General features: G+C 63.0%; 29 protein-coding genes and 1 tRNA gene. 18 read left to right on the forward strand and 12 right to left on the reverse strand.

The window, feature by feature from the left end; translation table 11 throughout:
* Positions 1–683: 683 nt before the first annotated feature.
* The 10 genes from J5Y06_RS10740 to J5Y06_RS10785 all read left to right on the forward strand — a co-directional run bounded on the left by J5Y06_RS10740 (position 684) and on the right by J5Y06_RS10785 (position 7,035).
* A complete protein-coding gene (locus tag J5Y06_RS10740; RefSeq protein ID WP_209335170.1) occupies positions 684–2,339 on the forward strand; it encodes a hypothetical protein in 1,656 nt (551 codons plus the stop codon).
* Complete coding sequence (locus J5Y06_RS10745; RefSeq protein ID WP_209335171.1) at positions 2,336–3,001, forward strand: hypothetical protein; 666 nt, start codon at positions 2,336–2,338, stop codon at positions 2,999–3,001. Before J5Y06_RS10740 ends, J5Y06_RS10745 begins: the two co-directional genes overlap by 4 nt.
* 181 nt (positions 3,002–3,182) lie before the next feature.
* A complete protein-coding gene (locus J5Y06_RS10750; protein ID WP_209335172.1) occupies positions 3,183–3,740 on the forward strand; it encodes a hypothetical protein in 558 nt (185 codons plus the stop codon).
* A complete protein-coding gene (locus J5Y06_RS10755) occupies positions 3,740–4,534 on the forward strand; it encodes a metallophosphoesterase (protein WP_209335173.1) in 795 nt (264 codons plus the stop codon). The genes J5Y06_RS10750 and J5Y06_RS10755 overlap by 1 nt, the downstream gene beginning before the upstream one ends.
* Before the next feature lie 2 nt (positions 4,535–4,536).
* A complete protein-coding gene (locus tag J5Y06_RS10760) occupies positions 4,537–4,971 on the forward strand; it encodes a hypothetical protein (protein WP_209335174.1) in 435 nt (144 codons plus the stop codon).
* Positions 4,968–5,321, forward strand: coding sequence for a hypothetical protein (locus J5Y06_RS10765; RefSeq protein WP_209335175.1), 354 nt, complete (start codon positions 4,968–4,970; stop codon positions 5,319–5,321). The genes J5Y06_RS10760 and J5Y06_RS10765 overlap by 4 nt, the downstream gene beginning before the upstream one ends.
* Complete coding sequence (locus J5Y06_RS10770; RefSeq protein WP_209335176.1) at positions 5,321–5,752, forward strand: nucleoside/nucleotide kinase family protein; 432 nt, start codon at positions 5,321–5,323, stop codon at positions 5,750–5,752. Before J5Y06_RS10765 ends, J5Y06_RS10770 begins: the two co-directional genes overlap by 1 nt.
* Positions 5,753–5,810: 58 nt before the next feature.
* Positions 5,811–6,050, forward strand: coding sequence for a hypothetical protein (locus J5Y06_RS10775; protein ID WP_209335177.1), 240 nt, complete (start codon positions 5,811–5,813; stop codon positions 6,048–6,050).
* Positions 6,047–6,331 carry a hypothetical protein gene (locus J5Y06_RS10780; RefSeq protein ID WP_209335178.1) on the forward strand — a complete coding sequence of 95 codons (285 nt, stop codon included), beginning with the start codon at positions 6,047–6,049 and terminating at the stop codon, positions 6,329–6,331. The genes J5Y06_RS10775 and J5Y06_RS10780 overlap by 4 nt, the downstream gene beginning before the upstream one ends.
* The gene (locus tag J5Y06_RS10785) at positions 6,331–7,035 is read left to right on the forward strand and encodes a hypothetical protein (protein WP_209335179.1); all 705 of its coding nucleotides are present in this window, start codon (positions 6,331–6,333) and stop codon (positions 7,033–7,035) included. The genes J5Y06_RS10780 and J5Y06_RS10785 overlap by 1 nt, the downstream gene beginning before the upstream one ends.
* A 415-nt stretch (positions 7,036–7,450) precedes the next feature.
* Here J5Y06_RS10785 and J5Y06_RS23285 read toward each other — a convergent pair whose 3' ends face one another.
* Positions 7,451–8,827 carry a tyrosine-type recombinase/integrase gene (locus tag J5Y06_RS23285; protein WP_209335180.1) on the reverse strand — a complete coding sequence of 459 codons (1,377 nt, stop codon included), beginning with the start codon at positions 8,825–8,827 and terminating at the stop codon, positions 7,451–7,453.
* Between the two features lie 154 nt (positions 8,828–8,981).
* Here J5Y06_RS23285 and J5Y06_RS10795 point away from each other — a divergent pair.
* A tRNA-Lys gene (locus J5Y06_RS10795) sits at positions 8,982–9,092 on the forward strand.
* A 59-nt stretch (positions 9,093–9,151) separates the two neighbouring features.
* Here the strand turns inward: J5Y06_RS10795 and J5Y06_RS10800 are convergent.
* The 3 genes from J5Y06_RS10800 to J5Y06_RS23290 all read right to left on the reverse strand — a co-directional run bounded on the left by J5Y06_RS10800 (position 9,152) and on the right by J5Y06_RS23290 (position 11,465).
* Positions 9,152–10,357, reverse strand: coding sequence for a GGDEF domain-containing protein (locus J5Y06_RS10800; RefSeq protein ID WP_209335181.1), 1,206 nt, complete (start codon positions 10,355–10,357; stop codon positions 9,152–9,154).
* Between the two features lie 132 nt (positions 10,358–10,489).
* Positions 10,490–11,233, reverse strand: a complete 744-nt coding sequence (locus J5Y06_RS10805; protein ID WP_209335182.1) for a Crp/Fnr family transcriptional regulator — start codon at positions 11,231–11,233, stop codon at positions 10,490–10,492.
* 103 nt (positions 11,234–11,336) lie between these two features.
* Positions 11,337–11,465 carry a hypothetical protein gene (locus J5Y06_RS23290; protein ID WP_280819030.1) on the reverse strand — a complete coding sequence of 43 codons (129 nt, stop codon included), beginning with the start codon at positions 11,463–11,465 and terminating at the stop codon, positions 11,337–11,339.
* Positions 11,466–11,661: 196 nt separating this feature from the next.
* On the opposite strand from J5Y06_RS23290, the gene J5Y06_RS10810 reads away from it, so the two are divergent.
* Genes J5Y06_RS10810 through J5Y06_RS10820 form a run of 3 tightly spaced genes read left to right on the forward strand, consistent with a single transcriptional unit; the run spans position 11,662 to position 14,887 of the window.
* On the forward strand, positions 11,662–12,978 hold the full coding sequence (locus J5Y06_RS10810; RefSeq protein ID WP_209335183.1) for an efflux RND transporter periplasmic adaptor subunit: 1,317 nt from the start codon (positions 11,662–11,664) through the stop codon (positions 12,976–12,978).
* Complete coding sequence (locus J5Y06_RS10815; protein ID WP_209335184.1) at positions 12,978–13,679, forward strand: ABC transporter ATP-binding protein; 702 nt, start codon at positions 12,978–12,980, stop codon at positions 13,677–13,679. The genes J5Y06_RS10810 and J5Y06_RS10815 overlap by 1 nt, the downstream gene beginning before the upstream one ends.
* On the forward strand, positions 13,679–14,887 hold the full coding sequence (locus tag J5Y06_RS10820; protein ID WP_209335185.1) for an ABC transporter permease: 1,209 nt from the start codon (positions 13,679–13,681) through the stop codon (positions 14,885–14,887). Before J5Y06_RS10815 ends, J5Y06_RS10820 begins: the two co-directional genes overlap by 1 nt.
* A gap of 16 nt (positions 14,888–14,903) precedes the next feature.
* Here the strand turns inward: J5Y06_RS10820 and J5Y06_RS10825 are convergent, their stop codons facing one another.
* Entirely contained in the window at positions 14,904–15,629 is a 726-nt protein-coding gene (locus J5Y06_RS10825) for a hypothetical protein (protein WP_209335186.1), read from the reverse strand.
* Positions 15,630–15,798: 169 nt separating this feature from the next.
* On the opposite strand from J5Y06_RS10825, the gene J5Y06_RS10830 reads away from it, so the two are divergent.
* Together J5Y06_RS10830 and J5Y06_RS10835 are read left to right on the forward strand one after the other, a co-directional pair.
* Positions 15,799–16,323 (forward strand): BA14K family protein, encoded by a 525-nt coding sequence (locus J5Y06_RS10830; RefSeq protein WP_245247777.1) that lies wholly within the window; start codon positions 15,799–15,801, stop codon positions 16,321–16,323.
* 117 nt (positions 16,324–16,440) lie between these two features.
* Positions 16,441–16,734, forward strand: coding sequence for a PilZ domain-containing protein (locus J5Y06_RS10835; protein ID WP_209335187.1), 294 nt, complete (start codon positions 16,441–16,443; stop codon positions 16,732–16,734).
* A gap of 315 nt (positions 16,735–17,049) precedes the next feature.
* Here the strand turns inward: J5Y06_RS10835 and ilvC are convergent, their stop codons facing one another.
* The 3 genes from ilvC to J5Y06_RS10850 form a co-directional block, all read right to left on the reverse strand.
* A complete protein-coding gene (gene ilvC, locus J5Y06_RS10840; RefSeq protein WP_280819038.1) occupies positions 17,050–18,087 on the reverse strand; it encodes a ketol-acid reductoisomerase in 1,038 nt (345 codons plus the stop codon).
* 18 nt (positions 18,088–18,105) lie between these two features.
* Positions 18,106–18,744 (reverse strand): TetR/AcrR family transcriptional regulator, encoded by a 639-nt coding sequence (locus J5Y06_RS10845; protein WP_209335189.1) that lies wholly within the window; start codon positions 18,742–18,744, stop codon positions 18,106–18,108.
* 85 nt (positions 18,745–18,829) lie between these two features.
* On the reverse strand, positions 18,830–20,758 hold the full coding sequence (locus J5Y06_RS10850) for a potassium transporter Kup (RefSeq protein ID WP_209335190.1): 1,929 nt from the start codon (positions 20,756–20,758) through the stop codon (positions 18,830–18,832).
* 229 nt (positions 20,759–20,987) lie between these two features.
* Here J5Y06_RS10850 and J5Y06_RS10855 point away from each other — a divergent pair, with 229 nt between their 5' ends.
* Positions 20,988–21,389, forward strand: coding sequence for a SpoIIAA family protein (locus J5Y06_RS10855; protein ID WP_209335191.1), 402 nt, complete (start codon positions 20,988–20,990; stop codon positions 21,387–21,389).
* An 85-nt stretch (positions 21,390–21,474) separates the two neighbouring features.
* Positions 21,475–21,879: a hypothetical protein gene (locus J5Y06_RS10860; RefSeq protein WP_209335192.1), complete on the forward strand. Its 405-nt coding sequence runs from the start codon at positions 21,475–21,477 to the stop codon at positions 21,877–21,879.
* A 19-nt stretch (positions 21,880–21,898) separates the two neighbouring features.
* Here the strand turns inward: J5Y06_RS10860 and J5Y06_RS10865 are convergent, their stop codons facing one another.
* The 4 genes from J5Y06_RS10865 to J5Y06_RS10880 form a co-directional block, all read right to left on the reverse strand.
* Positions 21,899–23,026, reverse strand: a complete 1,128-nt coding sequence (locus J5Y06_RS10865) for an ATP-dependent DNA helicase (RefSeq protein ID WP_209335193.1) — start codon at positions 23,024–23,026, stop codon at positions 21,899–21,901.
* Positions 23,027–23,240: 214 nt separating this feature from the next.
* Entirely contained in the window at positions 23,241–23,837 is a 597-nt protein-coding gene (locus J5Y06_RS10870) for a LysE family translocator (RefSeq protein ID WP_209335194.1), read from the reverse strand.
* Positions 23,838–23,904: 67 nt separating this feature from the next.
* Entirely contained in the window at positions 23,905–24,477 is a 573-nt protein-coding gene (gene ilvN / locus J5Y06_RS10875; RefSeq protein ID WP_209335195.1) for an acetolactate synthase small subunit, read from the reverse strand.
* Between the two features lie 41 nt (positions 24,478–24,518).
* On the reverse strand, positions 24,519–26,300 hold the full coding sequence (locus tag J5Y06_RS10880; RefSeq protein WP_209335196.1) for an acetolactate synthase 3 large subunit: 1,782 nt from the start codon (positions 26,298–26,300) through the stop codon (positions 24,519–24,521).
* Positions 26,301–26,546 lie beyond the last annotated feature (246 nt).

Here is a 26,546-nt window from a genome sequence, read left to right on the forward strand (position 1 = left end):
CTCGCTGGCGGGTCCAGTTCTCGGGGAGCCTGACCCCTTCGGGCGGAGCCGGGACGGCTAGCGCCGGAGGCCTCGCGAATCCTCGGGAGGGCGTCCACGGCAGGGCCATGCGTATCCGCAGCTACGCGGCAGGACTGGCACTGCCCTTCCTTCCTGGTCTGTACCGAAGGACAATCCCCGCGAAGCGGCACGGTCTTTCTTCCTTTTCCCGCTGGCCCTTGCTCCGCGGAGCCATAGTCTCTCTCCCAGGAGCCACGCGGCGGAGCCATGAATCCTCATTCGCGGAGCGGCCCGATTCCGAAGAGCGGCGTGTCGCTTTTCCTCCCGAATCCTCCCCTGCTAGGATCTGCGGAAATCCAGCGTTCGGAACGGGCCTGTTTGACTAGGCGCAGCCTCAGCCCGTCAACAAAGATTTCGTCCCAGTTTTCGAAGTCCGCAAAATCTGTTGCTTTTGTTTCGTCCCAGTTTCCGCGATTTCGTCCAAGCCTCCGTCGATGATGGAACGAAATGCCTGCGGAAAGCGGGACAGAGCGAGAGCGGAATCCTTGCGGCACAAGGTTTCGTCCTGCATTCGGCAATTGCGGACAGAACCATTTCATCCCATGTGTGAAATCTTCGGGACGAAAGATTGACGCCTGCGCGCCGGCGCCTGAGCCTCGTATGGAGGACGGGGAGAGAGCGCGATGATCCGACAGCCGATGCCGCCGAGGCACGCCGTTCCGGAACGGGAACAGAGGCCGCTGTCCGAGGGCGGCTACTTCCGTCCAAGGACCCGGGGCGACCTGGCGAAGGCGCTGTCGTCCAGCCGAGAGATGAATGCCATCGCTCCCGCCTCCCCGCGTCCAGCGGAGATGCTGGCGGAGGTGTCGGTCAACGGCCGGGACGTGCTGACGGCCGACGACGCGGCGCTCCACGAGCTGCTCGTGTCCAACGCCTACGCAGGCGACGAGGCGATGCCCGAGGCCACGCACTCGCTCGAGATGTCCGCCGCCGTGAGGTACCTCGGCTCCAGGGTTGAGCGGTCCGACGTGCGCGCCTCGCTGGAGCGCCTCAAGAACACGAGCGTGTCGTTCGGCTCGGCGGGCACCCGCCGCTCCGAGGACGTCCGCCTGCTGGAAGGCTATGTCGAAGTCGCCCCGGGCGAAGACGTGATCCGGTACCGCCTTCCCGAGCCCCTGCGCGTGCTCATGAGGGAGCAGCACTCCTACGCGTACCTCGAGCTGGCCGCCCTGCCGCGCATGCGTTCCAAGTTCTCGAGCCGCCTCTACAGGGTCCTCGCGCTCAAGGCGCGCGCGGCGCCGTGGAAGCCGGGCCAGGAGAACGTCCTGCGCGTGTCGGCCACTCCGGACGAGGTCGCCGGATGGGTCGGCTTTTCCGTGGCGGCCGGCGGCCGCGTGCACGTCGGCAAGCTGAAGGAGCGCTTCCTGTCGAAAGTCGTCGCGGACTTCGCGGGCGTGCGTGCGTTCCGGCTGTCGATGGACCTTGATCAGGGCGGACGCGGCAACGCGCTGCGCGAGATAGTGTTCTCGCTCGCGGTCATGCCGCCCGCGAGGCATACGGTTCCGATGTTCTTCGACCCGAGGACGGACGTGGCCCGCGTAGGCGGCAAGGATTCGAAGGAATACCGCGTCGAATCCCGGACGTGGCGCCGCGCGGCGAAGCGCTTCAGCCGGCAGTGGCGGCCGGATGGGAACTCCGAGGGAACCATGGTCCTCACCGCGAGGGACATCGCCGAGATGTGGTCTGTGGCGCTGCACGAGGCGCTGGAAGGCGTGGCGCTCTCGGACGGGTTCCATTCACGGGCTTACCGCGGCAGCCGCCTGCTGGATGCCATCGCCGCCCACGGCGCGGACGGCGCCGCGTGGGGGTTCGCCTGCGAGGAAGCGGACCGCCCCGACCTCCTTTCGAAGTTCCTGCAGTCCGGCTGGCAGGCCATCTTCGACGAGGCCGAAGCCGCAAGGCTGGCGAGGGCTCCCAAGAAGGGGAAAGAGCGCAAGGCCCCCGCGTTCATCACGGCAGAGCCCGGGCCCGAACCCGCTGCCCCGCCGTGCGAACCCCCGCAGCGCGCTCCCGCGGTGACGTTCGAAACCTGCCGCGAGATCATCCTTACCTGCGACCAGGCTCACAATTGCTACGATGCGGAAAGCATCATCGCGCCGGTCATCAAGGGCTGGCAGTACACGGGGACGCGCATCGTCTCCGTCACCCTCCGTTACTGGTCGGCGGGCGCTTACGTGCGCTGGAACGCGGGATCGTTTCCGATGTCCGAGGCCGACCTGGACGGCATCCAGAAGCGGCTGTGGAAGCACCTGGACGGGCCAGAGGAGATGGTGGCATGAGGATCGACGCGGCACGCATCATGGCCGAAGCCAAGCTGAAGGGCGGCCTTCGCGACAACGACCTGCGCCTTCTTCGGGAGTACGCCTCGAGGCCTGCTCCCGAGGAGGACGTGAGGCCTTCGCTGCGGTTCCTGCTGTCGCCTGAAGCCATCGCGCAGGGCCAGGCGTTCGTCGCCCAGATGCACAGGACGAGCCTCTGGGGATCGGGGCCGAACTCGAACTTTGTTGAGCGCATCGTGGTCCCCATGGTGCAGGAGCGCTGGCCGCTGGTGGCTGCAGCCGACGCGGCCATGGGCGGAGTGATCCTCGACGTGATTCGGAAGGCCTTGCGCATGCAGGGGCAGCTGGCCTTCTGGGAAGACGCTGCCCGGGGGCTGGCCATCGGGCATCCGCAGAGGGTCGAAGAAGCCTGCCGCAGGCTGCTCGACAGGAAGTCGGACGCGCACGGCGCCTTCGCCGAGGAAGCACCGGATGCGCATATGATGAAGGCGTCCGGCGACTTCGCCGACCGGGACCTCACGGACGACGAGGCCCTGCAGTCATCCGCGAGCAAGGCTCCGCCGGCTCCCGCGAATCCTTTCCGGCGTCCCCGCGCTCCTGTGGCCGACGACCTGCCCGCGTCCGGAAAGGTCCTGGAAAGCAGCGACGACATCCCGTTCTGAGGGCGAGTTGACGCCGCGGCGGCGGACGCCGTAAGCCGATCGCGAATTGTTAGATCCTGTCGGCTACAACGGCGGCAGGACAGGAGACACGGACGTGAGGACCTCGAACCGAATAGCGATCTGAACGCCCGCGTGGCTTTCGCCGCGCCCGCTTACGCTTTCGATTCAGAGGAGACCTCCCGTGGCTTACACCCAGAAATTTTACACGTCGGACACCCACTTCGGGCACGCCCTGATGCTGTCCGAAACCGTCAACTGCCGCCGCCCGTTCGCCACGACCCGCGAGATGGACGAGTTCCTGATCTCGGCCTGGAACGCCGTCGTGCGTCCGGACGATCTGGTTTTCCACCTCGGCGATTTCAGCTTCGGCCTTGGCGACGAGCAGCGCGTCCGCTCGATCTTCTACCGCCTCCATGGTCGCAAGCGGCTCATCATCGGAAACCACGACGTGCGCAAGGGCGGCGACCTGCATCCGACGCTCGCGGGCCTCGACTGGGACGCGCCGCCGGCGCACGCGGCGGAGACCACGGACGAGGGCCAGCGCGTCTACCTCAGCCACTACGCGCATCGGGTCTGGCCCGCCGCTCACAAGGGAGCCGCCCATTTCTACGGGCACAGCCACGGCTCGCTCGAAGGACTCGGCCGCTCCCGGGACGTCGGGGTGGACTGCGCCGATACGGGTTTCGCACCCCGCACGTTCAGGCAGCTGACTGGGGAATGGAAAGGAAACGGATTCTGATGGCAAAACTCTGGCTCTTCTCCGATCTTCATCTGGATTGGAACAACAAGCTCGCCAAACACGGCTTTGAAACCGCGGTTCCGGAGGCGGACGTGTGCGTCTGCGCAGGCGACCTGTTCCACAACACCGTGTCCAGCCTCGGCTGGCTCGAGACCTTCGTGCTGCCGCACATGCCTGTGGTTTTCGTGCCGGGTAACCACGAGTATTACGGCCACACGTTGCTCGACGACCGCGCCGAGTACCGCCAGAGGTACTGGGAGAATGACCTTCCCGAGGGGCTGCATTACCTCGACTGCGACGAGGCCGTGGTGTCCGGGGTTCGTTTTCTTGGCGCCACCCTCTGGACCGATTTCGAATTCTTCGGCGGCACCGACGAAGATCGCGCATGGCTCATGCGCAAGTGCGAGCTGGGGATGAACGACTACAGGACCATCACCTACGACAGGTACACCCGGCCGCTGACTGCGGACCATACCCGCGCCCTCCACATGGAAGCGGGGAAGTGGCTCGACGAACGACTGGCACGGCCCGGTCCCGAAGCGGATGTGGTCGTGACGCACCACGCACCCCACGGAAAGTCGGTCGCTCCCCAGTTCGAGGACGACCCGCTCACCGCGGCTTATGTCAGCGACCTCGGCGGGATGATGCTCGCGTACGAGCCGCAGCTGTGGGTCCATGGCCACGTCCACAGCCCCTTCGACTACACGGTCGGCAGGACGCGGGTGCTGTGCAACCCGAAGGGCTACCCGTCCGAAAAAGCCGCGTTCGATGCGCGGCTGGTCGTGGAGGTATGACCGTGTGGCATCTTCGCTACGACGACCCCGATTACGAGAGGAAGCGGAAGGCCGAGGCCGACCGGCTGCGGGAGCGCCACCCCTTCATCCTGTCCGTTCCCTTCGACGCCGTTCCGCTCGGATGGATGACGCTCCTCTGGCGGTACGCGGATGCCGTCGACGGCCTGCTGCGGGAGCATCCCGAAGCGCGGTACGAGACGCTCCAGATCGTGTCGCCCGAGGGGGCCTTCGCGATCCGGTTCGCCGCGAGCGCAGACATCAACGCGGCCGTCGGCAGCCTCGCGCACCGGGTCTCGGCCGTCCGCTCCCAGACCTGCGACATGTGCGGCGGCGAAGGATTCGCGATCGTCGTCGACGGCCAGGCGGCGGTGCGCTGTCCGGAGGACTCCGAGTCCCTTGGCTACAGGATTCTCTGGAAGGGCGGAGGCACGACATGAGTGTTCCTTCCGTTTCCGTCGAGCCTCGCGTCAGGCTGGCGGTCTGGGCGCTGCTGCGCGACATCCATGGCTACCGCCTCGTCGGACGGCGCCACCCCGAACTGTCGCCCCGGCTGTCGTCTCCTGTCGAGCGGCTGGACCTTGCGGCTGGCGAGGCCGTCACGGAGTCCGGACGCCGCTACACGCTGATCGGGCAGCCTGATCCCGAATTGGCGGCGGGGGTGATGGCCATGTTCTACCAGTGGCATCCGTTCGCGGATCCGGTGCTGGTCTCGCTGGAGGAACTGCCGCGCATCGCCGAGGAAATGGCCGTGGCCGCGCAGATGGCGCAAGCACTGAGAGACATGTAATGCGTGAATGGGACACGAAGGAATACCGCGACCGCGAGCAGCAGGCTATCGAAGCGCTGCGGGCCAAGCACCCCAAGGCAGGCGGCATCAGCGTCTTGTGGGCAGGCTGGATCGGCCTGACTGACGACTACCTGACGGAGATCGAGGCGCTGCTGCCGGAGGGGCATCGCATCGTCTTCTTGGATGTAACCGAGAAGATGGGCGGCGCACGGGTGCGGCTGCGCGTCGAGCCGCCTCTGCTCCAGGATACCCGCAGTGCGATCCACGACCTCGACACGAGAAAGCCGGACGGTCTGTGGTGGCGCAGCTTCCGCACCTGTCAGGTCTGCGGCGAAGCAGCGGGGATCAGGTGCAGCAAGGACGGTTGGTTCACCGTGCGCTGCGAGGAACATGCCGACGGCACCACGCCGTGGAAGCCGGAGGACCGATGAGCACCAGGCACCGGACTGAACTCCGCGACCAGGCACTCCAGGTGCTTTGGAGGCGAGGATGTCGTCCCTCGTCAAGGAACGGAGGTGGGAACTGCTTGCGGAGGTGGCCCGGCTCGCCTCCGAAGATGCGCCTACGGACCTCGCCGTCACCGATCCGGCGTTGTTTAAGAGCTGGCGCGAGGCAGTCACGCGTTACCACCTACGCGGCTGGACGCGCATGACGCCGGAACGGGTGCGCCGACTCGTCGAGCGGAGCGGCGCACCTGCCGCCGTGCCAGTGTCAGAGGAGGACCGATGAGTCGTAACGTCGTCTGCCGAGGCTGCGGATGGGCAAGCTGGCCCGTTTCGCGCGCCTGGGCCGAGCGGCGCGTTGCCGAGTTCAACCGCTTCTTCGACGATGCCAGCCCGGAGACGCAGGAGTCGTACGGGGGCCGCTCGTCGCTGGACAGCTACCGCTGCCTGCGCTGCGACGGCACGGCATTTCGCCCCATGCTGCCGGAAGACCACATCCCCGATCTCGTGACTATTAGCACAGTCGTCTGCGACGAATTGGCGGACGATCCGCCGGAGGCACACTGATGCTGATGCGTGACATGACCGAGGACGAGCGCGTGAGCACCCGCAGCCTCCACGGGTGGTGGACGCCTGACGGCTGGGAGATCGTCGAGCTGGTGCCGCTGTATTGGTCCGGCTGGGATAGCGACACCCATGCGGCGCTTGTGCGCAACATCGAGGATCGCTCGACGCGGCTCATCCGGCTCCAGGGCACGGCAGGCGGCGACACCGTAACCATGCTGCGCGAGCAGGTCGGTACGCTGCGTACCGCCTTGGCCGACACCGAGGCGTTCCTTGGGATGCTCGACGCGCAGGACGGAGACATCGAACGGCTGATGACCGAAATCTACGCTGACTTCGAAGAGCTCGGATCGCTCAATGATCCGACGCGTGACGAGAAGGACAAGCCGGACAGCCTGCAGGGCGTGAAGGAGGACCTCGTGCAATGGTTCTCGGAGGAAGGCATTCCAACGGACGGCATCGAAGTGCTGGACTCCGTCGGCATGCTGTCCGGCTTCGACACGCCAGAGTACGCGCTCGTGCTCTATCGCGACGCCGAAGGCAGGCACCACGTCCATGCGCTGCGGCAGTACCGCGACCGCTGGACGAGCGAGGAGGCCTTGGCCGAACTGGCAGAGCGCATCGGCATGTACGAACGCGTCACCGAGCGGTCGCGGCGGTTCCTCGATCACGCTCGCAGCGCCCTGGAAAGGCCCGACAAGCCATGAGATGGATGTGCTGTGAGTGCTACCGCGAAGGAGAGGGCCCCGTTCCGGATGCCTGCCCGTCATGCGGCGAGGTCGACAGTTGGTTTGCGGGATCGGCCTCATCCGGCAGGCCGCTGAAGGAGGTATGGGACGAAATCTGGGACGAGCTGCTGGGGCTGGATAGTGAGACCGTCCATTGACGCTGCGGCGCTGGGTCTGCACATCGTGCGCTGGAGAGAGCAGGACAGGCAGCCGACCGTTCCGGTGCCCCGGCGGCCGCAAATGCTACGCGATCCCCGCGGCGAAAGCCGACGGCCCCACCCCTGCGGAGATCGTCGAAGCGCATGTCGACATGCTGTTGCAGGTGGCGCACCGGACCTGAGCGTAGCACGATAGTGACACATGATGTCACTTGCATGCTACGCAGGCGCAGCCGTCAGCGCCCCGCCGCCACCCGGTGATAGCCCTCGAGGCACCAGTCCTGCCATTCCGTCAGGATCGCGTTCTTGACGTCGAGGTACTCGCCCTTGTCGTAGACCAGGGAGGCGGTCCCCTCCCGGCCCTCGTTGGCGTGCGTGATCATCTTCACGTCCTCGCGGCCGAGACGGCGTCCCTCGACGGTGTACTTGCTCATCCGGGGCGACATGACCGTGACGAAGGTCCGGCGGAGCGTATGGGTGGCAGGATTGAACGCCAGCCCGTGCAGCGCGCCTCCTTCGGCCCTCATGTCTTCCAGGACCTGGGACACGCGACGCTCGGAGATGTGGCCGTCCATGGGATCGCCGTCTTTCCGGGGCCGCTGCTGGGGGAACAGGAAGGCATTGTCCGGCACGGCGAGGCCAAGCGCGGTCTCCACCGTCAGCCGCGCGGTCTCTGGCAGCGGCAGCACCCGCCACGCCTTCGCCTTGTCCTGAGACAGCCGCCAGACCATCCCGTAGTCCGGATGCGCGATGAACTGGGACTTGCGCGCGGAACACGCGGTCATGCGCCGCTGTCCGGTCAGGAGCTGCAGGAACGACGCCAGACGGGCTTCCGCGTTCCGCTCGGACTCGAGGCCCATGATGGCGCGGCCCATCTCGTCCTGCGTCAGGACCTGTCCGTCGTTCTCGTCGTGCTCGAGGTCTTCGGACTTCCGCTCCAGAACCTTGCCGAGGCTCTCGGCAGGCGACGCTTCGATGAGGCTGTCGGGCTGGTTCAGGTACCACTTGAAGCAGCTCTTGAGGGCCGACACGGTCAGGTCGGCCTGCCGCAGGTTCTCGCCGTCTCCCCTTTTGACGATGCTCGAGCGGACCTTCACGAGGTCCTTCGTCGTGACCGACACGATCGGCTTCCCCCGGACCGGCGCGAAGTCCTTCTCCAGGTCGCCGCCGGCCACCGCTCCGAGGGCGCTGCGGTAGCCCCGGTGCGTGTCCCTGTTCCGGTGCTGCAGGACCCAGGCGAGATAGGCGTCGCGGACGGCTTCCCAGGTCTCGCCGATGCCGTGCGCCACGTCCGCCCGTTCGGCAGCCAGCTTCACGTCGCCTTCCTTCCGGAACGCGGCGATGAGGTCCTCGGGATCGCGGCCTTCCGCCTTCATCTGGCGGGCCTTCATCACCAGCTCGCGCAGCCGCGGGACGTCGTCGGCGCCGTACTCGTCCAGCGGGGCGATAGTGGCCTTCCAGTCGCGGGTCACAATGGCCCAGCTGGCGACGCGCGTGTAGACGCGGATCGCGAGGCCAGGGCACGAGCTGTCCGCGACCTTCCCCGTCTTGCCCGCCTTCAGCATGTTCCGGACCTTCCGGATCGTGTTGCCGTCGATGATTTCCGAAGCCACTGCCCTGCCCGCCTGACGATCCCCGTAACCAAGTGTGGCCTCGGGCGCTGACGGCGGCAAGCTCCCGCGTGGCCTTGTCCACGGATTTAAGGCCACGGCCAAAATAGTTTACAAGCTTCAGCTATGCCTGAACGGATTGTAGTTGCAGGAAAAGGGGTTCTGGCCAAATCTGTTGACGGGCAATTGTGTTTACAGGAACCTGAAAACGGCTGGCAGCTGACTCTTAATCAGCGGGTCACAGGTTCGATCCCTGTCGCACCCACCAGACCTCCTCCGTCGCAATCTTCGCCGCTGCGAAACTCCTGCTCTGAAAAGAGCTTGCTCTCATCGCCCCTTCGCTGATGCCCGAGCCCGCCTTGGGTTCCAGTTCGGCTCTTGAGGGCTTTTCCCATCCGCATACCGTCGACGATTGCTGGCGGCTTCCTCTTCGAAGTTCCTTGGAGGGGAAAGCTCCACGCGGTTGCGGCCGCGACCTTTGGCTTGATAAAGCGCTTCATCCGCAGCCTTGAACAGGCGCTGCATAGTAATGCCGGAACCCTGATGCATGGCAACGCCGATGCTGACCGTAACTCTGCCGCTTTCCGTGTCGCCGTAGAAAACGCTGTCGGCCACATAGGCACGGATCCGCTCAGCAAGGACAGCGGCTTCAGACAGACCCGTTTGCGGCAGTCCCACAACAATCTCTTCGCCGCCAAAGCGCGCAATCAGATCACCCGAGCGTGTTTGCTCGTCAATCGCTTGAGCGACCCTCACGAGGATCATGTCGCCGACATCATGGCCGAAGCGATCGTTGAAGCGTTTGAAGTGATCGATGTCGATCACCAGCATGGAAGTTGCACTACAAGCCTGCCGTGCTTCAGCGAGCTTGGCGTTGAAAAGCGCGTCAAACCGCCGACGGTTCATGAGGTTGGTCAACGGATCTGTTGACGCTTCTGCCTCCAAGCGCTGCCGCGCGACGAAGGCTTGGCGTTCGCGACAAAGGAACCGCCCAAGCACAAGGATCCCGATGGTTTGTGCGACCATCAACGGGCCTACGGCCCGGAGAAAAGCGCCAAGAGGATCCTCAACCGGAATCGTAAGAATGAACAGCAAGGGCAGGTTGCTAGCGAGACCAAGTGCTGCGAACTGCCTTAAAGATCCGGGCCGCTTCTGGTGGAAGATCAAGTTCGTGAAGGCCAACCCGATGAGTACGGTCGCTGCCACGTTGCAAACTCCAGCCCAGGCACCAACACCACCCGCGTAAAGTCGGGCAAGCGACACGAGAGCACCGGCCACCAGGGCTGCAAGCGTTCCTCCAAAAGGAGCCGCGAGTACCAGCATGACGCCTCGGACGTCGACAAGAACGCCAGGCAGAATTTTAAAGGCGTTCGCTAGAGCGAGACAGCCAGCCGTGCCAAAAACGACACCGAGCACGACGCTAAGGACGAAGCGGTTGTGGATGCGCTTCAGAAGAATGCCATAGCCCATCGTGACAAGGGCGAAAATGCCTAAAGAATTAACGATGCCGAGCAGAAAAGTTATGTTCAGCATTGATGCGACTCCGTTCAAGGTGGCGCATCATAAGAGTCATACATTTAATCTTCGTAGATTCAGACGTTCCGCAAGCGCGGCTTGAGCCAGGGCAGCCGGTCTCCAGGGCGAGCGGCGAGGTTTCGATGCCGCTCAGGCCCGCATGCTCTTGCTGGCAGTATCCGGCGCTTTCCGGAAGTGAAGGTAGGTCGGGTCGAATTCGGCAAAGGCGTGGAGCCTGTTGAGATCAAGGATTTCAACCTGCCGGTCGTGCTTCCGGACGAGATTGGCGTCTTTCAGCGCCATCAGGCTGCGGTTGACATGAACCGTCGACAAACCCAACGCCTCGCCGAGCTGCGCTTGCGTGATAGGAAGGGAAAAGGTGCCATTCGAAGCCAAGCCGATCGCTTGCATGCGGGCGTGCAACTCGCAGAACAGATGCGCGATCCGGATCTCGGAGCGCCGTGCCCCGAGGTTCACGAGCCATTCCCGCAGAATCGCTTCGTCAACAAGCGTTGTCGACAGAAGGGCGTTGGAGATGGTTGGGTGATTGTTGACGAGATCAAGGATCGTCTTGCGCGGAATGTCGACGACTTGTGTGGGCGCAAGAGTCGAGATGCTGTGATCCATCGTGTCAAGGATCGCGATGTGAAGATCGCAGAAGTCTCCCGGCAAAAGCAGGGCAGCAATCTGCCGCGTACCATCCACGGTGGTCTTGTGGCGGACGGCAAGCCCATTCAGCACAAGATGGACGTTCTCGGGTGTGTCGCCTTCGCGAATGAGGTCCTCGTTTGGGCCCAAGTCCCTCACGACCTTTGTAAGCGCCGTCAGATGCTCTGTGTCTTCGGGGGAAAGGTCCGCATAAAGTCCGAGCTTTCGCACAAATGCGTTGGGCACACCTTTGGCTCCTCTTCGACGCCACCATTTGGCTATCTTAGCAACTTGTCAAGGAAGCGCAGCCTTGAGGATTTCAGGCGATTTGGCGGGTGGCTTCGGGGCTTCACGCGCTCTGCACGGCATACCAAAAGTTGAAGCCCAGAAAGATCGCGACGATGACGATCAAGATGATCGCAGCCGTCATGGCAAGGCCTTTGCGGTTCTTCTGGCTCGGAGGCGTTTCGGCGGGCATGGCGTGCTCCTGACTGCTCTAATGCCTAACATGGACCTCCGGTCCCTTGTTTCCACGGCCAAGCTCGCTCGACTTTCGGTGAACCACGAAATGGCACCCGAGCGGAGGGACATGGCCAAGATTTAATTTGCTTTCGCCGGGTTGGCACCTGATCTCTCGGGAAGAACCACAACCGGCAACGATCGGAACCATGCCGATGGACCAGCGCGTTTCACGGCCAGCAACACCGCCCAATGACATTGAAGCCGCTTTGAGGCTCGGCAAGGGCCGGCGCGGGGGTCGGCGTGCTCGGTGGACAGGTTTTGCTCTGCTGCTGGCGGCCGTTGCGGGCGGCGGCTGGTACGCGTTCGGGGGTGAGGATGCCGCTGGTCCAGTTGGTTACCAAACAACGGAAGCAACAAAAGGCGATCTGACGGTGCAGGTGTCTGCAACCGGAACCTTGCAGCCGCTGACGCAGGTCGACATCTCGTCCGAACTGTCGGGCGTCGTTCGCACCGTGAACGTTGACGAAAACCAGGAAGTGCAGCGCGGACAGGTTCTGGCGGAACTCGACACCACCCGCCTTGCCGCGCAGGTCGAACGGGCGCAAGCATCGGTTCTGGCGGCGGAGGCACAGGTCGCCAACGCAAAGACGACCCTGAACGAGTCCGAAAACACGCTCGGCCGTGCGTCGAGCCTCGCCGAACGCGGTCAGGTCGCGCCGCAAGCGCTGGAAACCGCCACCGCCACGCGGGACCGCGCGCGCAGCGCTTTGCAGATCGCCCAGGCCAATCTTGCCGTCGCCCAGGCGGACTTGAAGCTCCAGCAGGCCGACCTCGCAAAAACCAAGATCTACGCGCCGATCGACGGCGTGGTGCTGACGCGCTCCGTTGATCCCGGCCAAACGGTGGCGGCCTCCATGCAGGCACCGGTTCTGTTCGTGGTGGCCGAAGACTTGAAGCGCATGGAACTGAAGGCGGCGATCGACGAAGCCGACATCGGCGCCATCGCCAAGAACCAGAACGCGCGCTTCACGGTCGATGCCTTTCCCGATCGCGAGTTCACGGCAGCCATTCGCGACATCGCCTATGCGTCTGCCACCACCGAAGGCGTGGTGACCTACCAGGCGCGCCTTGATGTGGACAACGCAGACATGCAGCTGCGGCCGGGCATGACGGCCACTGCCTCCATCATCACGCGCGAAGCGAGCGATGTGCTGACGGTTCCCAACGCCGCGTTCCGCTTCGCGCCCCCCGCTGAAAGCACCTCGAGTTTCAGCTTCCGCAACCTGTTTCAGGCGCCTCGGATGGGTTCACGCGGCGGCCGGGGGAGAGCGGGTGGCCGCGGCAACGAGGAAGGCCGGCCCCTTTATGTGCTGCGCAGCGGCGTGGCGGAAGAAGTACGCGTGGTGCCTGGCGCGAGCGATGGCGAGCGAACGGAAATCCTGTCGGGGCTTGAACCGGGAGATCAGGTCATTCTGGGTGTCGCCCGCAATGGCGGTGGTGGCGAGAGGACGGGCGGCGCAGGATCGTGATGGCTGAGCCCCTGCTTTCCTTCACCGAAGTTTGGAAATCCTATGGCCAGGGCGAAGCGCAGGTGCATGCGCTGGCAGGCGTGGACCTCGCGATCCGCGCTGGCGAGTTCGTGGCCATCATGGGGCCTTCGGGCTCGGGCAAATCCACGTCCATGAACATCATCGGCTGCCTCGATACGCCTACCTCCGGGCGCCATGGCTTCCTTGGCGTGGATGCCGGACGGCTCGATCGATCGCAGCGCGCCGTGCTGCGCAATCTCTACATTGGCTTTGTCTTCCAGGGTTATAACCTCCTGCCCCGCACCACCGCGGCGGAAAACGTGGAGCTGCCGCTGATCTATCGCGGCGTAGCGACCACCGAGCGTCGCAAGGCAGCCATGAATGCCTTGGCGCAGGTGGGTTTGGCGGGCCGCGAGCACCACACGCCTGCAGAACTGTCTGGCGGCCAGCAACAGCGCGTGGCGATTGCGCGCGCCATTGTCACCCGCCCGACCCTTCTTGTTGCGGATGAACCCACGGGCAATCTCGACACGCAGCGCAGCCATGAGATCATGGAGCTTCTGACCGGCCTGAACCGCGACGAAGGTCTGACCATCGCCATGGTCACGCATGAAGGCGACATCGCCGCCTATGCAGACCGCACGATCGACTTTCTCGATGGCAAGATCGTTTCGCACGGATTCGTGGAGGAACCTGCCTGATGCTGTGGGAAACCGTTCGCCTCGCCCTCCGCTCGGTGCGCCGCAACGCCCTTCGCTCCATCCTCACCCTGCTCGGCATCGTGATCGGCGTGGCCGCGGTGATTGCGATGGTGACGATCGGCTCGGGCACGACGGCCAAGGTGCGGGACGATATCGCCAAGCTCGGAAGCAACCTCCTGGTCGTGCGCGCCGCCCGTCCGGATCGGTCCGGCACGGCCAACTTCACCCCCCGGCGGCTCGAACAAAAGGATCTGGAAGCGCTTGGCACCGAGCTGAATGATGTACGCGCCGTATCGGGCGAAGCACAAACCCAGCTTCGCCTCGTTTACGGGTCCCAGAACACGGCTGCGCAGGCAACCGGCACGGACACGGAATACTTCACGGCTCGCGACTGGACGGTGGATCTCGGCCGCGCCTTTACGGACGGGGAAGTCCGCAGCGGCGCCGGCGTCTGCTTGATCGGACAAACAATCCGGTCACAGTTTTTCGGCCAGGGTGACCCGCTGGACGAAGTGATCCGCGTCGGCAAAACCAGCTGCCGGGTGATCGGCACGCTTGGATCGAAGGGCTACACCGGCTTCGGTCAGGATCAGGACAACTTGGTTCTGATGCCGCTCACCACGTTCCAGCGGCGCATTGCGGGAAACCGCAACATCGACACGATCTATGTGTCCGTCCGGGATGGCGCATCCACCGCTCAGGCGGTGTCCGAGGTCACCGCCATCATGCGCGAAGTGCGCGGCATCCAGCCGGGCGGCGACGACAACTTCGACGTCCGTGACATGACGCAGATCGCCGATGCGATGACCAGCGCGACCACGGCAATGACCGGCATGCTTGGCGCCGTGGCGGGCGTCAGCCTGCTTGTGGGCGGCATCGGCATCATGAATATCATGCTGGTGTCAGTAACCGAGCGAACCCGCGAGATTGGCATCCGGCTCGCGATCGGCGCGCATGAACGCCACATCCTGGTGCAGTTCTTGGTAGAAGCCACGGTTCTGTCGCTGCTCGGCGGCCTGATCGGCATCGCACTCGGGCTGGGCCTTGCCGGTGGCGCCGCATCGCTTTTGGCCATCCCTTTTGCGCCCAGCCTCACCGTGGTCGTGATCGCAGTGGCGTTTTCCGCGCTGATCGGGATGGTGTTCGGCTTCTTTCCTGCTTTGCGGGGAGCGAGGCTGAACCCGATCGATGCCTTGCGGCACGAATAGGAAGCTCGGCCTTCCGTCAGACTGCCATTGGATTGGCGAAATGCCAGTCCCGGAACATCTGCATATGCGGCAGGAGGCCGTCGGGTGCTGCAGTTGAATCACCAAGGATCACGGCTCCATCGATTTCCGGATCCGGATCAACAGCCACATGCGCCTGGATGCGGTCGGCAATTGCTTCGGCGGACATCGGCAGCTGGTAGCGCCGAAACACCACCGTTCCCGCCGTTGTCGCAAGCACCTGGTAACCGGGCTCATGCGTGAAGGTACGCAGGTTGAGCCCCGTTTCTTCGGCGACCTCGCGTTCCATGTTGAAGGCGATGTCGATCACGCCGTCCCGCAGGTCCGCTTCTTCCAGGGACCCGGCCGCGAAATAGACCTTCCCGGGATTGGCGGTCCGTTGGCTCATGCGGATCGCAACCAGCGCTCCGTCCTTTGCAACCAGAGCCGGATGGGCGAAGCAATGGATGACGCCCGGGTGGGGGCGGATGCTTCGCCAGTAAAGCAGGCTTGCGTAGTCAGTCAGGTGACAGCAGCCGCGGAGTTCGTCGTCTGCCACATCCATTTGCGAAAACATGAGCACGCCGCCGTTGAAAAGCGCTGGCTGCGCCGCCTTCTCGATATGCCAATGACGGGCAATGGCCTCCGGGTTCTGCTTCGAAAACGGCAGAGGGTCGGGGTCGAGGCGCAGATTGACCGCACGAACCGGCTGCATCTGGTTGAGAAGGAGGTCGCGTCGGGTCATGGCTGTGAGGTCCAGAAGTTGCCCCGCTCTATTGCAGTTTCCCCACACTGTCACGCGGCCAGGAGCCCAAGCGTTTGGAACAATGGCGTCCGGGATGGGTTCTTCACGGAAGGCTCAGATTTGGTGGAAAATGCGCGGGATCCGCACCGCATCTATGGGAGAATCTTCGATGAAACGCATTCTGTCCCGTTTGGCGCTCGCCACGACGCTCTTGGTCACCGGGCTGTTTGGCATGACAGCACCGTCCGCTGCGCAGATGGAACGCCTGCAAAACGAAGCATCGCAGAACAGTGCGACACGCGTGTTGCCACCCCTGCAGCGTTATGACGGTGCGCGCGAACAGGTGCGCGGCAATGTGGTGCGCGCCGATTGGCGAGGCGATCGACGCCATTGGCGGCGAGACCGGGATCGCCGCCACTACCGGCAACACCGCCGCTATCATCGTGATCACTACCGCCGCGGTCGCGGGCCGGCGGTCTATTTCGATTATGGACCAAGCTATCGCTACGTCGAACCACGCTACGTCCAGCCGCGTTACGTCGCCCCACGCTTTGTGCGCCCTGCCCCTCGGATCCGCTTGTCGGCGGCCCATGTTCGCTGGTGCCACGCGCGCTATCGGTCATACCGGTCGTCCGACAACACGTTCCAGCCCTACAACGGACCGCGTCGGCAGTGTTACTCGCCCTATAGCTGATTGAGCTTTCGGGGCTGGTTCGGCCCCCAGCCTCTCTGCGGCCATCTTCGCGCTTGAACAATTTTCCCATAGCCATCTATTAGCGGTTGCATACAAAATGCGTAGCGGTTGAGGGAAATGTCTGATCCAGACGATCAACAAGCGCGGCAGCTGCACCGGCAGCGTGTGCTGAAGGGCGCGACGATCTTGAACGGCGTTTCGCAGTCAGAGATCAGCTGCACGATCCGCAACATGCATGAGCATGGCGCCGAGCTTCGGGTATCGCCCGAGGCCTTGGTGCCGACGAGCTTCCTGCTTTACGTGCCTGTGGACGGCATCGCCTATCAAAGCGAGTTGCGTTGGCGCACGGGCAACAGAGCCGGCGTGCGCTTCACCGGCACCGCTCCCAAGCCGCACTGGCACTACGGCTGATCCCGAGAAAAACGCACGCGCCGCAACCTGAGCCGCGAGCGCGTATTAGATTTTCACCCCGACGAACTTTGCTGCGTAACGTGCGCAGAACGGGGGAAGTTCGTTCTTGCCGATACCCCGCACGCCCGCAGGGGCTTGCCTCCGAGGACGTGCAAAAGAAGGAATCGTGGATCGGCTGTCAGGCCGAAGCGTTCCGGATCAGTTCACCGACTTGTCGACAAGTTTGTTCTATACCCCGCACGCCCGCAGGGGCTTGCCTCCGAGGACGTGCAAAAGAAGGAATCGTGGATCGGCTGTCAGGCCGAAGCGTTCGGATCAGTTGACGGATTTGTCGACAAGTTTGTTCTTGCCGATCCACGGCATCATGCCGCGCAGCTTCTCACCGACCTGCTCGATCTGGTGCTGGTCGTTGGTGCGGCGGATGCCCTTGAAGCGGGCCATGCCCGAGCGGTACTCCTGCATCCATTCGGACGTGAAGCGACCGGTCTGGATATCCTTCAGGACGCGCTTCATCTCGGCCTTGGTGTCTTCCGTGATGATGCGCGGGCCCGAAACATACTCGCCCCATTCGGCGGTGTTCGAGATCGAGTAGTTCATGTTGGCGATGCCGCCTTCATAGATCAGGTCGACGATCAGCTTCACTTCGTGCAGGCACTCGAAATAAGCCATTTCCGGCGCATATCCGGCTTCCACAAGCGTCTCGAAACCGGCGCGGATGAGTTCCACGAGGCCGCCGCACAGAACAACCTGCTCCCCGAACAGGTCGGTTTCGCACTCTTCCTTGAAGTTGGTTTCGATGATGCCGGAGCGACCGCCGCCGACGCCGCAGGCGTAGGACAGCGCGAGGTCGAGCGCATTGCCCGAAGCGTCCTGGTCGACAGCCACGAGGCATGGCACGCCGCCGCCCTTCTGGTATTCGCCGCGCACGGTGTGGCCGGGGCCTTTCGGCGCGATCATCACGACGTCGATCGTCTTCTTTGGCTCGATCAGGCCGAAATGCACGTTGAGGCCGTGGGCGAAGGCGATCGCGGCGCCATCGCGGATGTTCGGGGCGATGTCATTCTTGTAGATATCGGCCTGCAACTCGTCGGGCGTTGCCATCATCATCAGGTCGGCCCAACCGGCGAGTTCCGCCACGCTCATGACCTTGAGCCCGTCGGCTTCCACCTTCTTGGCCGTGGCCGAACCCTGCTTCAGCCCGATCGCGATCTCCTTGGCGCCGCTGTCCTTCAGGTTCAGCGCATGCGCGCGACCCTGGCTGCCATAGCCGATGATGCCGACCTTCTTGCCCTTGATCAGATTGAGATCGGCGTCGCGATCATAATAAACACGCATGGTGGTTCCTTCCCTCAGGTGGTGGTGGGTTTGACGTCAGTGTCCGGGTTTCGCCGGGTTCTCTCGCGCGCCGTAAAGCGCGAAGAATTGGGTGACCGCGCGCTGCGCGTCGGCCAGGATCTCATCGGGTTTCAACTCGATCGCCTCGCCAAGCAGAAGCCGCACCTGCACATCGCGGGCCACCAAGCCGAACAGCGTGCGAAAGGTTTCTTCCGTGTCGTCGAAATGGAGGAGCCCTACGGCACGGCCTGCTTCCAGAACGGGCTTCAGCCGCTCACCGATGGCGAAGCGTCCATTGGCCAGCACGATGGCGCCAAGCGTGTTGGGCGGAGATCCGGCTCCGCCAATCGCCACCCGGTTCAGCGCGAGCGACGTCCGGCTCGAAATCACGCTCAACCAGTTGGCGGCGAAATCCCTGAGGCTGTCACGCAAGGCACTGCTGTCGAGATGCTGGGCATCGAAATTGCCGGCACGCACCTGCGATGCCTGCCAGCGCACGGTTTCGCTGAGCAGGCCGTCGCGATCGCCGAACCACTTGTAAAGCGTTTCCTTGGAGCAGCTGGCGCGCCGAGCCACAGCTGTCATGGTCAAAGCATCGCCCTTTTCCACCAACAGCTCGAGCACGGCGTCGAGCACGGCCTGCTGTCGTTCTGAAGGGATCGCCTCGGCGCTCATTCAACCGTACCGTACGTTACGGTTCGGCTGATTAGCGGGAAGATGTGGCGCGCGCAAGCACCTTCTTTGCGGGCTGGACCTTGTTCTAGACGGCGACCTGAGTGCCGATCTCGACAACGCGGCCGGTGGGGATCTGGAAATACTCGGTCGCGTCGGCGGCCGAACGCGCCATGGAGATAAACAGGCGGTCCTGCCACTGCGGCATGCCGGAATTGGCGGATACTTTCAGCGACCGGCGGGACAGAAAGAAGGACGTCGTCATGATGTCGAACTTCCAGCCGAGCTTACGGCAGATCGCCAGTGCGCGCGGGATATTGGGGCGCTCCATATAACCGAACCGCAGCGAAACGCGCATGAATAGCGGGTTCAGATCTTCGATCAGCGCCCTTTCTTTCTCGGGCACGCGCGGCGTTTGTGCCGTCACCACGGAAAGGATCACGTTCTTCTCGTGCAGCACCTTGTAGTGCTTCAGGCTGTGGAGCAGCGCTGTGGGCGTGCGCTGAGGGTCGGCCGTCAGGAACACGGCCGTGCCTGGCACCAGCGTCGGCGGCTTCTTGGCGAGCTGTTCGATAAAGAAGTCGAGCGGCACTTCGTTCTTGCGCGTCTTGTCGAAGAGCGTCCGGCTCCCGACCACCCAGGTGCCCATGAGCACGATCACAAGGAGCGCGACGAGGATTGAGGCCCAGCCGCCGTCGAAGACCTTCACGATGTTCGACACAAAGAAGCCGATGTCGATGCTGATGAAGATCGCCGATAAGGCAATCGCCACCGAAACCGGCCATTTCCAGATGCGCAGCATGGCGACAAGCAGAAGGATGGTGGTGATCAGCATGTTTCCGGTGACGGAGATACCGTAGGCGGCCGCAAGCGAGCTGGACTCCTGGAAGCCGATCACCAGCATGAAAACCACGATGCCGAGTAGCATGTTGACGCGCGGCATGTAGATCTGCCCCGACTGCTCCGCGGATGTATGCTGGACCTGGAGCCGCGGCAGCATGTTGAGCTGCACCGCCTGGCGCGTCAGCGAAAAGGCGCCGGAGATCACGGCCTGGCTGGCGATCACGGTTGCCACCGTCGCGAGCAGCACCATCGGCACAAGCGTCCAGCCCTCGTTCATCTCAAAAAACGGGTGCCCGATCACGCCGTCATGGGCGAGCACAAAAGCGCCCTGCCCGAAATAGTTCAGCAGCAGGCAGGGAAACACCATAACGAGCCACGCCATCACGATCGGCTTGCGGCCGAAATGACCAAGGTCGGCATAAAGCGCTTCCGCCCCCGTAACGGCCAGAAACACCGCACCAATGGTCACGAAGGCTGTTGCCGGCGAGTGCATCAGGAACAGCACGATGTAGTACGGGTTCAGCGCATACAGGATGCCGAAATCATCCGAGATGTGGATCAGCCCGGACAACCCGATCGCCAGGAACCACAGCGCCGTCAACGGACCGAACACAATCGCCACCTTGGCTGTGCCGAAGCGCTGAACAGCAAACACAAGCGCCAGGATCACCAGCGTGATCGGCACCACATAGGGCTCGAACCGAGGCGTAACGACCTTCAGGCCTTCAACCGCCGACAACACCGAAATGGCCGGCGTGATCACCGCATCGCCGTAAAACAGTGCCGCTCCCACCATGCCGACGCCCAGGAGAACGGCGGGACGCGATGCAAAGCTTGAGCGAACCAGCGCCATCAGGGACAAGGTGCCGCCCTCGCCACGGTTGTCCGCGCGTAGAACAAACAGGATGTATTTCACGGTGACGATGATCGTCAGCGCCCAAAAGATCAGCGACAGGACGCCAAGGATCTGCTCGCGCGTGGCGAGGTTACCGCCGCTGGCCGCATGCAGCGCTTCGCGGAAGGCATAGATCGGGCTTGTGCCGATATCGCCGTAAACGACGCCCAGCGCGCCGAGCATCAGGATCGCAAGCCCCTCGTTTCCGTGTGCGGTTGTCTGCTGGGAAGTGGGGGATACTGCGGGTGACGCTGTGACGGTTGGCTCGTCAACACTCATGATAGTGCCCTCCTTTCGGGCGGGCGGCTCATTACGCCTGCTTGGCGGTAAGATCAATCGGCATCATCCGCACACCTCCCGCTGCCCAAGGGTGAGCTAGTGCGCCTGCATTGGCCGTGTTGGCCTGAAGCCCTATCTAGGCAAGGCGCTTCCATTTGGGAGGTGGCCCGCAGCGGGAGCCCCGCGGTGCGGTCTGGTTTTCACGAGCAAGGAAACAAGAGGAAACTTCATGCCTTCTTCCCTGGACGCAGTTCCGGCAGTCCGGCGCATCGAAACGGACCGCGATGACGTGTTTGCTTGTGAAATCACCGGGCATGTTTCAGCCGCTGATTTCGAGAACCTCTACGGCCTTCTTGAGGGCGCCTACGCCCTTCACAATCAGGTCGATGTGCTCGTGCATTTCACGAATTATGATGGCGTCGACTGGTCGGAAGTGTCGGACAACACGAAACAGGAAGGCCAGGAGCATGCCAGCCGGCATGTTCGTCGTTGCGCCTCCATCGGCGGCCCTGACTGGGTGTCCTACTTCAAGGGCTGGTTTGCCCCTTCCGTTGATGTCGAACTGAGGCGCTTCGAAGACGACGAAGAAGAACAGGCATGGGCCTGGATCGGGGCGCGCCCGATCGGCTGAGGATCTACTTCCACAATCAAGCTTATCGCCAAGACCGCAGCCGTGAGCTATGATGGGTCCCGTGGTTTTAAGGGGGACCATTCAAATGAAACGTGTCGATGATGTCTTTATCGGCCTGGGACTTGCTTGGCTGATTGCCGGTATGTTGATGGGCACCTGGTTGGGTGCTTCAGGCAACTTCCAGTTCACCAACACACATGCGCACATGAACCTCGTCGGCTTCACGGCCTCCGTGCTGTTCGGCCTGATCTACCGAGCCTATCCATCCATGAAAGCGTCCCGCCTCGCTCTTCCGCAGCTGGCGCTTTATCAGGCCGGAACAGTTCTGTTGCTGGCCGGCAAGGCCGTGATCGACAATGGCGGCTCCGAGGGCTTGGTCGGCATCGGTGCCATTGTGGTGATCTTGGGTGTCGCGCTGATGCTGGTTGTGTTTTTCGCCCGCAACCGAACCGTTGATGTACCCACGACGCTGACGCCAAGCCTGGGCTAGCCACGGCCGGCTCCAAAACTCAGCGCACGACGGTCAGGCGCTCGGCAGCGCGCGTGACCGCCGTGTACAGCCAGCGTTGCCGGGTGTCACGGAACGCCCAGCTTTCATCGAACAAGACCACGTTGTTCCATTGCGAGCCCTGCGATTTGTGCACGGTCAGCGCATAGCCATAGTCGAAATCGTCAAAGCGCTTCTTGAGCTGCCAGGAAATTTCTTCATCCGGCGTTTCAAAGGCCGCCTTCAGAAGCTTGATCTTGGCCACGCCGCGGTCGGGATCGTCTTCTTCCGGCGAAACCAGCAGGTTGATTCCCGGCTTCACCGTTTCGCGTGACGCCGTCATGACCTTCCAGAGCGAACCATTCAGCAGCCCCTTGGAGGGGTCGTTGCGCAGGCAAACAAGCTTGTCGCCCGCTTGCGGGTAGTCGGCCGTGAACCCTTTCAGTTCCCGCAGCCGTGCATTGTAGCGCCGGCGCGTGCGATTGGTGCCGACCAGCACCTGATCGGCGCCCAGCACCAGGTCCTGGTTGACCTCGTCCTTGCCGATCACCTGTGCAGTGCCGTAGTCGCCATACATGAACTCCTTGCCTTCGCGGACTTCCAGCGCCAGCCGGATGATCGGGTTGTCGCGGGCTTGGCGATGGATTTCCGTCAGGAGGTGATCGGGTTCATGCTCGGTAAAGAACCCGCCGCCCGAAATCGGCGGCAGCTGGCCTGGATCGCCCAGCACCAGAATCGGCGTGCCGAAGCTCATCAGGTCGCGCCCGAGTTGCTCGTCCACCATGGAGCATTCGTCCACGATGATCAGCTTGGCGCGGGCTACGGGGCTTTGCCGATTGAGCGCGAAGGTGGGCGACATGGAGGTCTTGCCCGGTGCCTCGTCGGACACGGCCTCTTCACCGCGCGGGCGGTAGATCAGGGAATGGATGGTTCGCGCGTTCGTCGCGCCTTTTGATCGCAGCACCTGCGCCGCCTTGCCGGTGAAGGCCGCGAACTGCACGCTGCCATCGACATTCTCGGCGAAATAGCGCGCCAGCGTCGTCTTGCCGGTGCCGGCATAGCCGAACAAGCGGAAGATCTGCGGCTTGCCTGATTTCAGCCAGCGCGCGACCGCCTGCAGCGCGTCGTCCTGTTGTGGGGAAAACTTCATCCCCAGCTCAAAGCGGATTCGAGGCAGGAGGGCAAGACAGAGCTATCGAGGTCAGTTGCGCGGAGTCGTTGCCCTTGGCCGCCAGTTCCCTCACCAGCCGGTCGGGGTTCGGATCTCGTACGTGGAAGGCCATGCAAGCGTCTCCGATCTAGACGACGTAACCTAGCGCCTAGACAAAAAGAACACAGGGCAACACAACCAGGCTGCTGGCCTCCTAGCGGAGCATCGGCCACAACGTCGCCGCAAGCAAAATACCCATCGTGATATTGAACCACTTCAACTTGACGGGGTCGGCCAGGAACCCGCGTAGCGCCACACCAAACCCGGTCCAGGTCGACAGGCTGGGCAGGTTCACGATCGAAAAGGAAACCGCGATGATCATCACCGACCAGAACGGGTCAACCGGGTTGGTGTAGATCGCCATTGCGCTGACGCCGATCACCCAGGCTTTCGGGTTGACCCACTGAAACAAAGCGGCCTGGAAGAAGGTCAGGGGCTCGGCTCGGTTTTCCTTCGCTGTACCCATGGTGCGTGATGTGCCGATCTTCCAGGCGAGGTAAAGGAGGTACCCGCCACCCAACACTTTCAGGGCGACGTTCAACGACGGATAAGCGGTCAGCAAAGCACCAAGGCCAAGCCCGATGGCCAGCAGAAGCGAGAAAAAGCCTGCGCCGATCCCCAGGATATGCGGCACGGAACGCGCAAAGCCGAAATTCACGCCGGACGAAAGCAGCATGAAGTTGTTCGGCCCAGGCGTGATGGAGCTCACAAAGGCAAATGCCAGGAGCGCAAGGAAACTGTCATGAGACATGAGATGACCTCGAAGGCGGAAACGCTCCGGTTACTGGATGGCGTTTCCGCGCTCTGCTGCGTTTTGCCTACATGCCTTCCGGCCCGCGGTTCATGGCCGCCACCCCGGTCCGACAGATCTCGATCAATCCGAGCGGCCGCATGATGGTGATGAACTGCTCGATCTTGGAAACCTTGCCGGTGATCTCGAAAATGAAGTGCTCCGTGTTGGCATCGATGACGCTGGCGCGAAACGCCTCCGCCAGCCGCAGAGCCTCCACGCGGTTTTCGCCTGTTCCAACAACCTTGACCAGCGCGAGCTCGCGTTCCAGCGGCCGTTCCTGCCCGAGTTCGGTCGCACGCACTGAAAGGTCGACCACGCGGTGCACGGGAACGATCCGCTCCAGCTGATGGCGGATCTGGTCCAGCACGTGAGCCGTCCCGCGGGTCACGATGGTGATCCGGGACAGATGGCTCTGGTGCTCGGTTTCCGAAACGGTGAGGCTCTCGATGTTGTAGCCACGGCCCGAAAACAGGCCGATCACCCGCGCGAGCACGCCGGGCTCGTTGTCGACGATCACGGAAAGCGTATGGCTTTCGGGCTGTTGAAGGTCCCGGGCGATGAAGTAGGCCGATCCGGTCGGCTGAAGCTGCGCGTTCATGGTCTTTTCTTGTCTCCGATCTTCACCCGGGCATTCGCCACTCAAACCAGCATCTTGCCCTTGGCGTCGATGGCCGTTGCGACGACCTCGTCCGTGGCTTCATCCGGCAGGAGCATTTCGTTGTGCGCCTTGCCCGAGGGGATCATCGGGAAGCAGTTCGCGAGGTTGGCCACACGGCAATCAAACAGAACCGGCTTCTTCACGGCGATCATCTCATTGATGGCATCGTCGAGTTCGTCCGGCTTGTCGCAGCGAATGCCATGGCCGCCATAGGCTTCGGCGAGCTTCACGAAGTCCGGCATCGCTTCCGTGTAGGAATGCGACAGGCGGTTGCCGTGCAGCAGCTGCTGCCATTGCCGCACCATGCCCATATACTGGTTGTTGAGGATGAAGATCTTGATCGGCGCTTCATACTGAACGGCCGTCGACATTTCCTGCATGGTCATCTGCACCGAAGCGTCGCCCGCGATGTCGATCACCAGCGCGTCGGGATGCGCGATCTGCACGCCGAGTGCTGCCGGCAGGCCATAGCCCATCGTGCCCAGCCCACCCGAGGTCATCCAGCGGTTGGGCTCCTCGAAGCCGTAATGCTGGGCCGCCCACATCTGGTGCTGCCCCACTTCCGTGGTGATGAAAGTTTTGCGGCCCTTGCTCATCTCGTAAAGCCGCTGGATCGCATATTGCGGCATGATCACGTCGCGGTTCGGCCGGAAAGCGAAGCTGTCACGCGCCCGCCACTGCTCGATCTGGCTCCACCAGGGACGCAGAGCGGCGTGGTCGGCGGTCACCGTTTCGCGCCACAAGCTGACCATCTCGTCGAGCACCCGGCCGCAATCGCCGATGATCCCAACATCGGCGCGCACCGTCTTGTTGATAGACGACGGATCGATGTCGATGTGGATCTTCTTGGAATGGGGGGAAAACGCATTGAGCCTGCCGGTGATGCGATCATCGAAGCGCGCACCGACGCAAAGCATCACGTCGCAATCGTGCATCACCATGTTGGCTTCATAAGAGCCGTGCATGCCGAGCATCCCGAGCCAGGCGGGTCCTGATGCGGGATAAGCGCCCAGTCCCATCAAGGTCGAGGTGATCGGAAACCCGGTGAGTTCAACGAGTTCACGCAGCAGCGCGCTGGCTTGCGGTCCCGCGTTGATGACGCCACCACCCGAATAGATCACCGGGCGCTTGGCCGTAGCCATGAGCGCGACGGCCTGGCGGATGGCTTCGAGGTCGCCTTCAAGCTTCGGCTGGTAGGACGTGCGTGGTGCCGGCTGCGGCGGCGTATATATGCCGCGTGCAAACTGAACGTCCTTGGGAATATCGACGAGCACGGGTCCGGGACGACCCGTCGTGGCGATATGAAAGGCTTCGTGCAGGATCGCTGCCAGTTCATTCACGTCGCGCACCAGCCAGTTATGTTTGGTGCAGGGCCGCGTGATGCCAACCGTGTCGGCTTCCTGGAACGCATCGGAGCCGATCAGGGTGGTCGGAACCTGGCCGGATATACAAACCAGCGGAATGGAGTCCATCAGCGCATCCTGCAGCGGGGTCACCGCGTTGGTTGCACCGGGACCGGACGTGACAAGCATCACGCCGGCGCGCCCGGTCGAGCGCGCATACCCTTCCGCCGCGTGGCCAGCGCCTTGTTCATGGCGCACGAGGATGTGCTGGACTTCTTCCTGCTGGAAAAGCTCGTCATAGATCGGCAGCACGGCACCACCCGGGTAACCGAAGATGTGCTCGACGCCATTGTCCTTCAGCGCCTGCACCACCATTTCGGCGCCCGACATTTCGCGCGTTCCGCTGGTTGCGTTGCTCATGCTCTCCATCCCGTCTCTTCTCGGCCCTGGGGGCGGGTCTGCTGCTGTCTTCGAGGCAATAAAAAAGGCCCCCGAGGGAGCCTGTGTCTTGCGCATGGGGTGCTTTCGCCCGGCGGTTACACCGCCTTGCCCACGCGCCATCCTACTACAATAATGGTTGTCTTGGTCATGGTGGGCGACCCTAAGGGCAAGATCACGTTCCGTCAATCCCTGCATAGCGGCCCGCACGAAGAATGTGCCATTGAA

It is taken from the genome of Tianweitania sediminis, from assembly GCF_017813335.1.
GTDB lineage: Bacteria > Pseudomonadota > Alphaproteobacteria > Rhizobiales > Rhizobiaceae > Tianweitania > Tianweitania sediminis.

Excerpts from the sequence above, each read along its gene's own strand:
- J5Y06_RS10845 (WP_209335189.1), bottom strand. The coding sequence starts at position 18,744 with ATGAGCGCCGAGGCGATCCCTTCAGAACGACAGCAGGCCGTGCTCGAC.
- J5Y06_RS10830 (WP_245247777.1), top strand. The coding sequence starts at position 15,799 with ATGAAACGCATTCTGTCCCGTTTGGCGCTCGCCACGACGCTCTTGGTC.
- J5Y06_RS10755 (WP_209335173.1), top strand. The coding sequence starts at position 3,740 with ATGGCAAAACTCTGGCTCTTCTCCGATCTTCATCTGGATTGGAACAAC.
- J5Y06_RS10810 (WP_209335183.1), top strand. The coding sequence starts at position 11,662 with ATGGACCAGCGCGTTTCACGGCCAGCAACACCGCCCAATGACATTGAA.
- J5Y06_RS10850 (WP_209335190.1), bottom strand. The coding sequence starts at position 20,758 with ATGAGTGTTGACGAGCCAACCGTCACAGCGTCACCCGCAGTATCCCCC.
- J5Y06_RS10780 (WP_209335178.1), top strand. The coding sequence starts at position 6,047 with ATGAGTCGTAACGTCGTCTGCCGAGGCTGCGGATGGGCAAGCTGGCCC.
- ilvN (WP_209335195.1), bottom strand. The coding sequence starts at position 24,477 with ATGAACGCGCAGCTTCAGCCGACCGGATCGGCCTACTTCATCGCCCGG.
- J5Y06_RS10765 (WP_209335175.1), top strand. The coding sequence starts at position 4,968 with ATGAGTGTTCCTTCCGTTTCCGTCGAGCCTCGCGTCAGGCTGGCGGTC.
- J5Y06_RS10855 (WP_209335191.1), top strand. The coding sequence starts at position 20,988 with ATGCCTTCTTCCCTGGACGCAGTTCCGGCAGTCCGGCGCATCGAAACG.
- J5Y06_RS10820 (WP_209335185.1), top strand. The coding sequence starts at position 13,679 with ATGCTGTGGGAAACCGTTCGCCTCGCCCTCCGCTCGGTGCGCCGCAAC.
- J5Y06_RS10775 (WP_209335177.1), top strand. The coding sequence starts at position 5,811 with ATGTCGTCCCTCGTCAAGGAACGGAGGTGGGAACTGCTTGCGGAGGTG.
- J5Y06_RS10815 (WP_209335184.1), top strand. The coding sequence starts at position 12,978 with ATGGCTGAGCCCCTGCTTTCCTTCACCGAAGTTTGGAAATCCTATGGC.
- J5Y06_RS10770 (WP_209335176.1), top strand. The coding sequence starts at position 5,321 with ATGCGTGAATGGGACACGAAGGAATACCGCGACCGCGAGCAGCAGGCT.
- J5Y06_RS10800 (WP_209335181.1), bottom strand. The coding sequence starts at position 10,357 with ATGCTGAACATAACTTTTCTGCTCGGCATCGTTAATTCTTTAGGCATT.
- J5Y06_RS23290 (WP_280819030.1), bottom strand. The coding sequence starts at position 11,465 with ATGCCCGCCGAAACGCCTCCGAGCCAGAAGAACCGCAAAGGCCTTGCC.
- J5Y06_RS10865 (WP_209335193.1), bottom strand. The coding sequence starts at position 23,026 with ATGAAGTTTTCCCCACAACAGGACGACGCGCTGCAGGCGGTCGCGCGC.
- J5Y06_RS10880 (WP_209335196.1), bottom strand. The coding sequence starts at position 26,300 with ATGAGCAACGCAACCAGCGGAACGCGCGAAATGTCGGGCGCCGAAATG.
- J5Y06_RS10870 (WP_209335194.1), bottom strand. The coding sequence starts at position 23,837 with ATGTCTCATGACAGTTTCCTTGCGCTCCTGGCATTTGCCTTTGTGAGC.
- J5Y06_RS10740 (WP_209335170.1), top strand. The coding sequence starts at position 684 with ATGATCCGACAGCCGATGCCGCCGAGGCACGCCGTTCCGGAACGGGAA.
- J5Y06_RS10835 (WP_209335187.1), top strand. The coding sequence starts at position 16,441 with ATGTCTGATCCAGACGATCAACAAGCGCGGCAGCTGCACCGGCAGCGT.
- J5Y06_RS10825 (WP_209335186.1), bottom strand. The coding sequence starts at position 15,629 with ATGACCCGACGCGACCTCCTTCTCAACCAGATGCAGCCGGTTCGTGCG.
- J5Y06_RS10745 (WP_209335171.1), top strand. The coding sequence starts at position 2,336 with ATGAGGATCGACGCGGCACGCATCATGGCCGAAGCCAAGCTGAAGGGC.
- J5Y06_RS10860 (WP_209335192.1), top strand. The coding sequence starts at position 21,475 with ATGAAACGTGTCGATGATGTCTTTATCGGCCTGGGACTTGCTTGGCTG.
- J5Y06_RS10785 (WP_209335179.1), top strand. The coding sequence starts at position 6,331 with ATGCTGATGCGTGACATGACCGAGGACGAGCGCGTGAGCACCCGCAGC.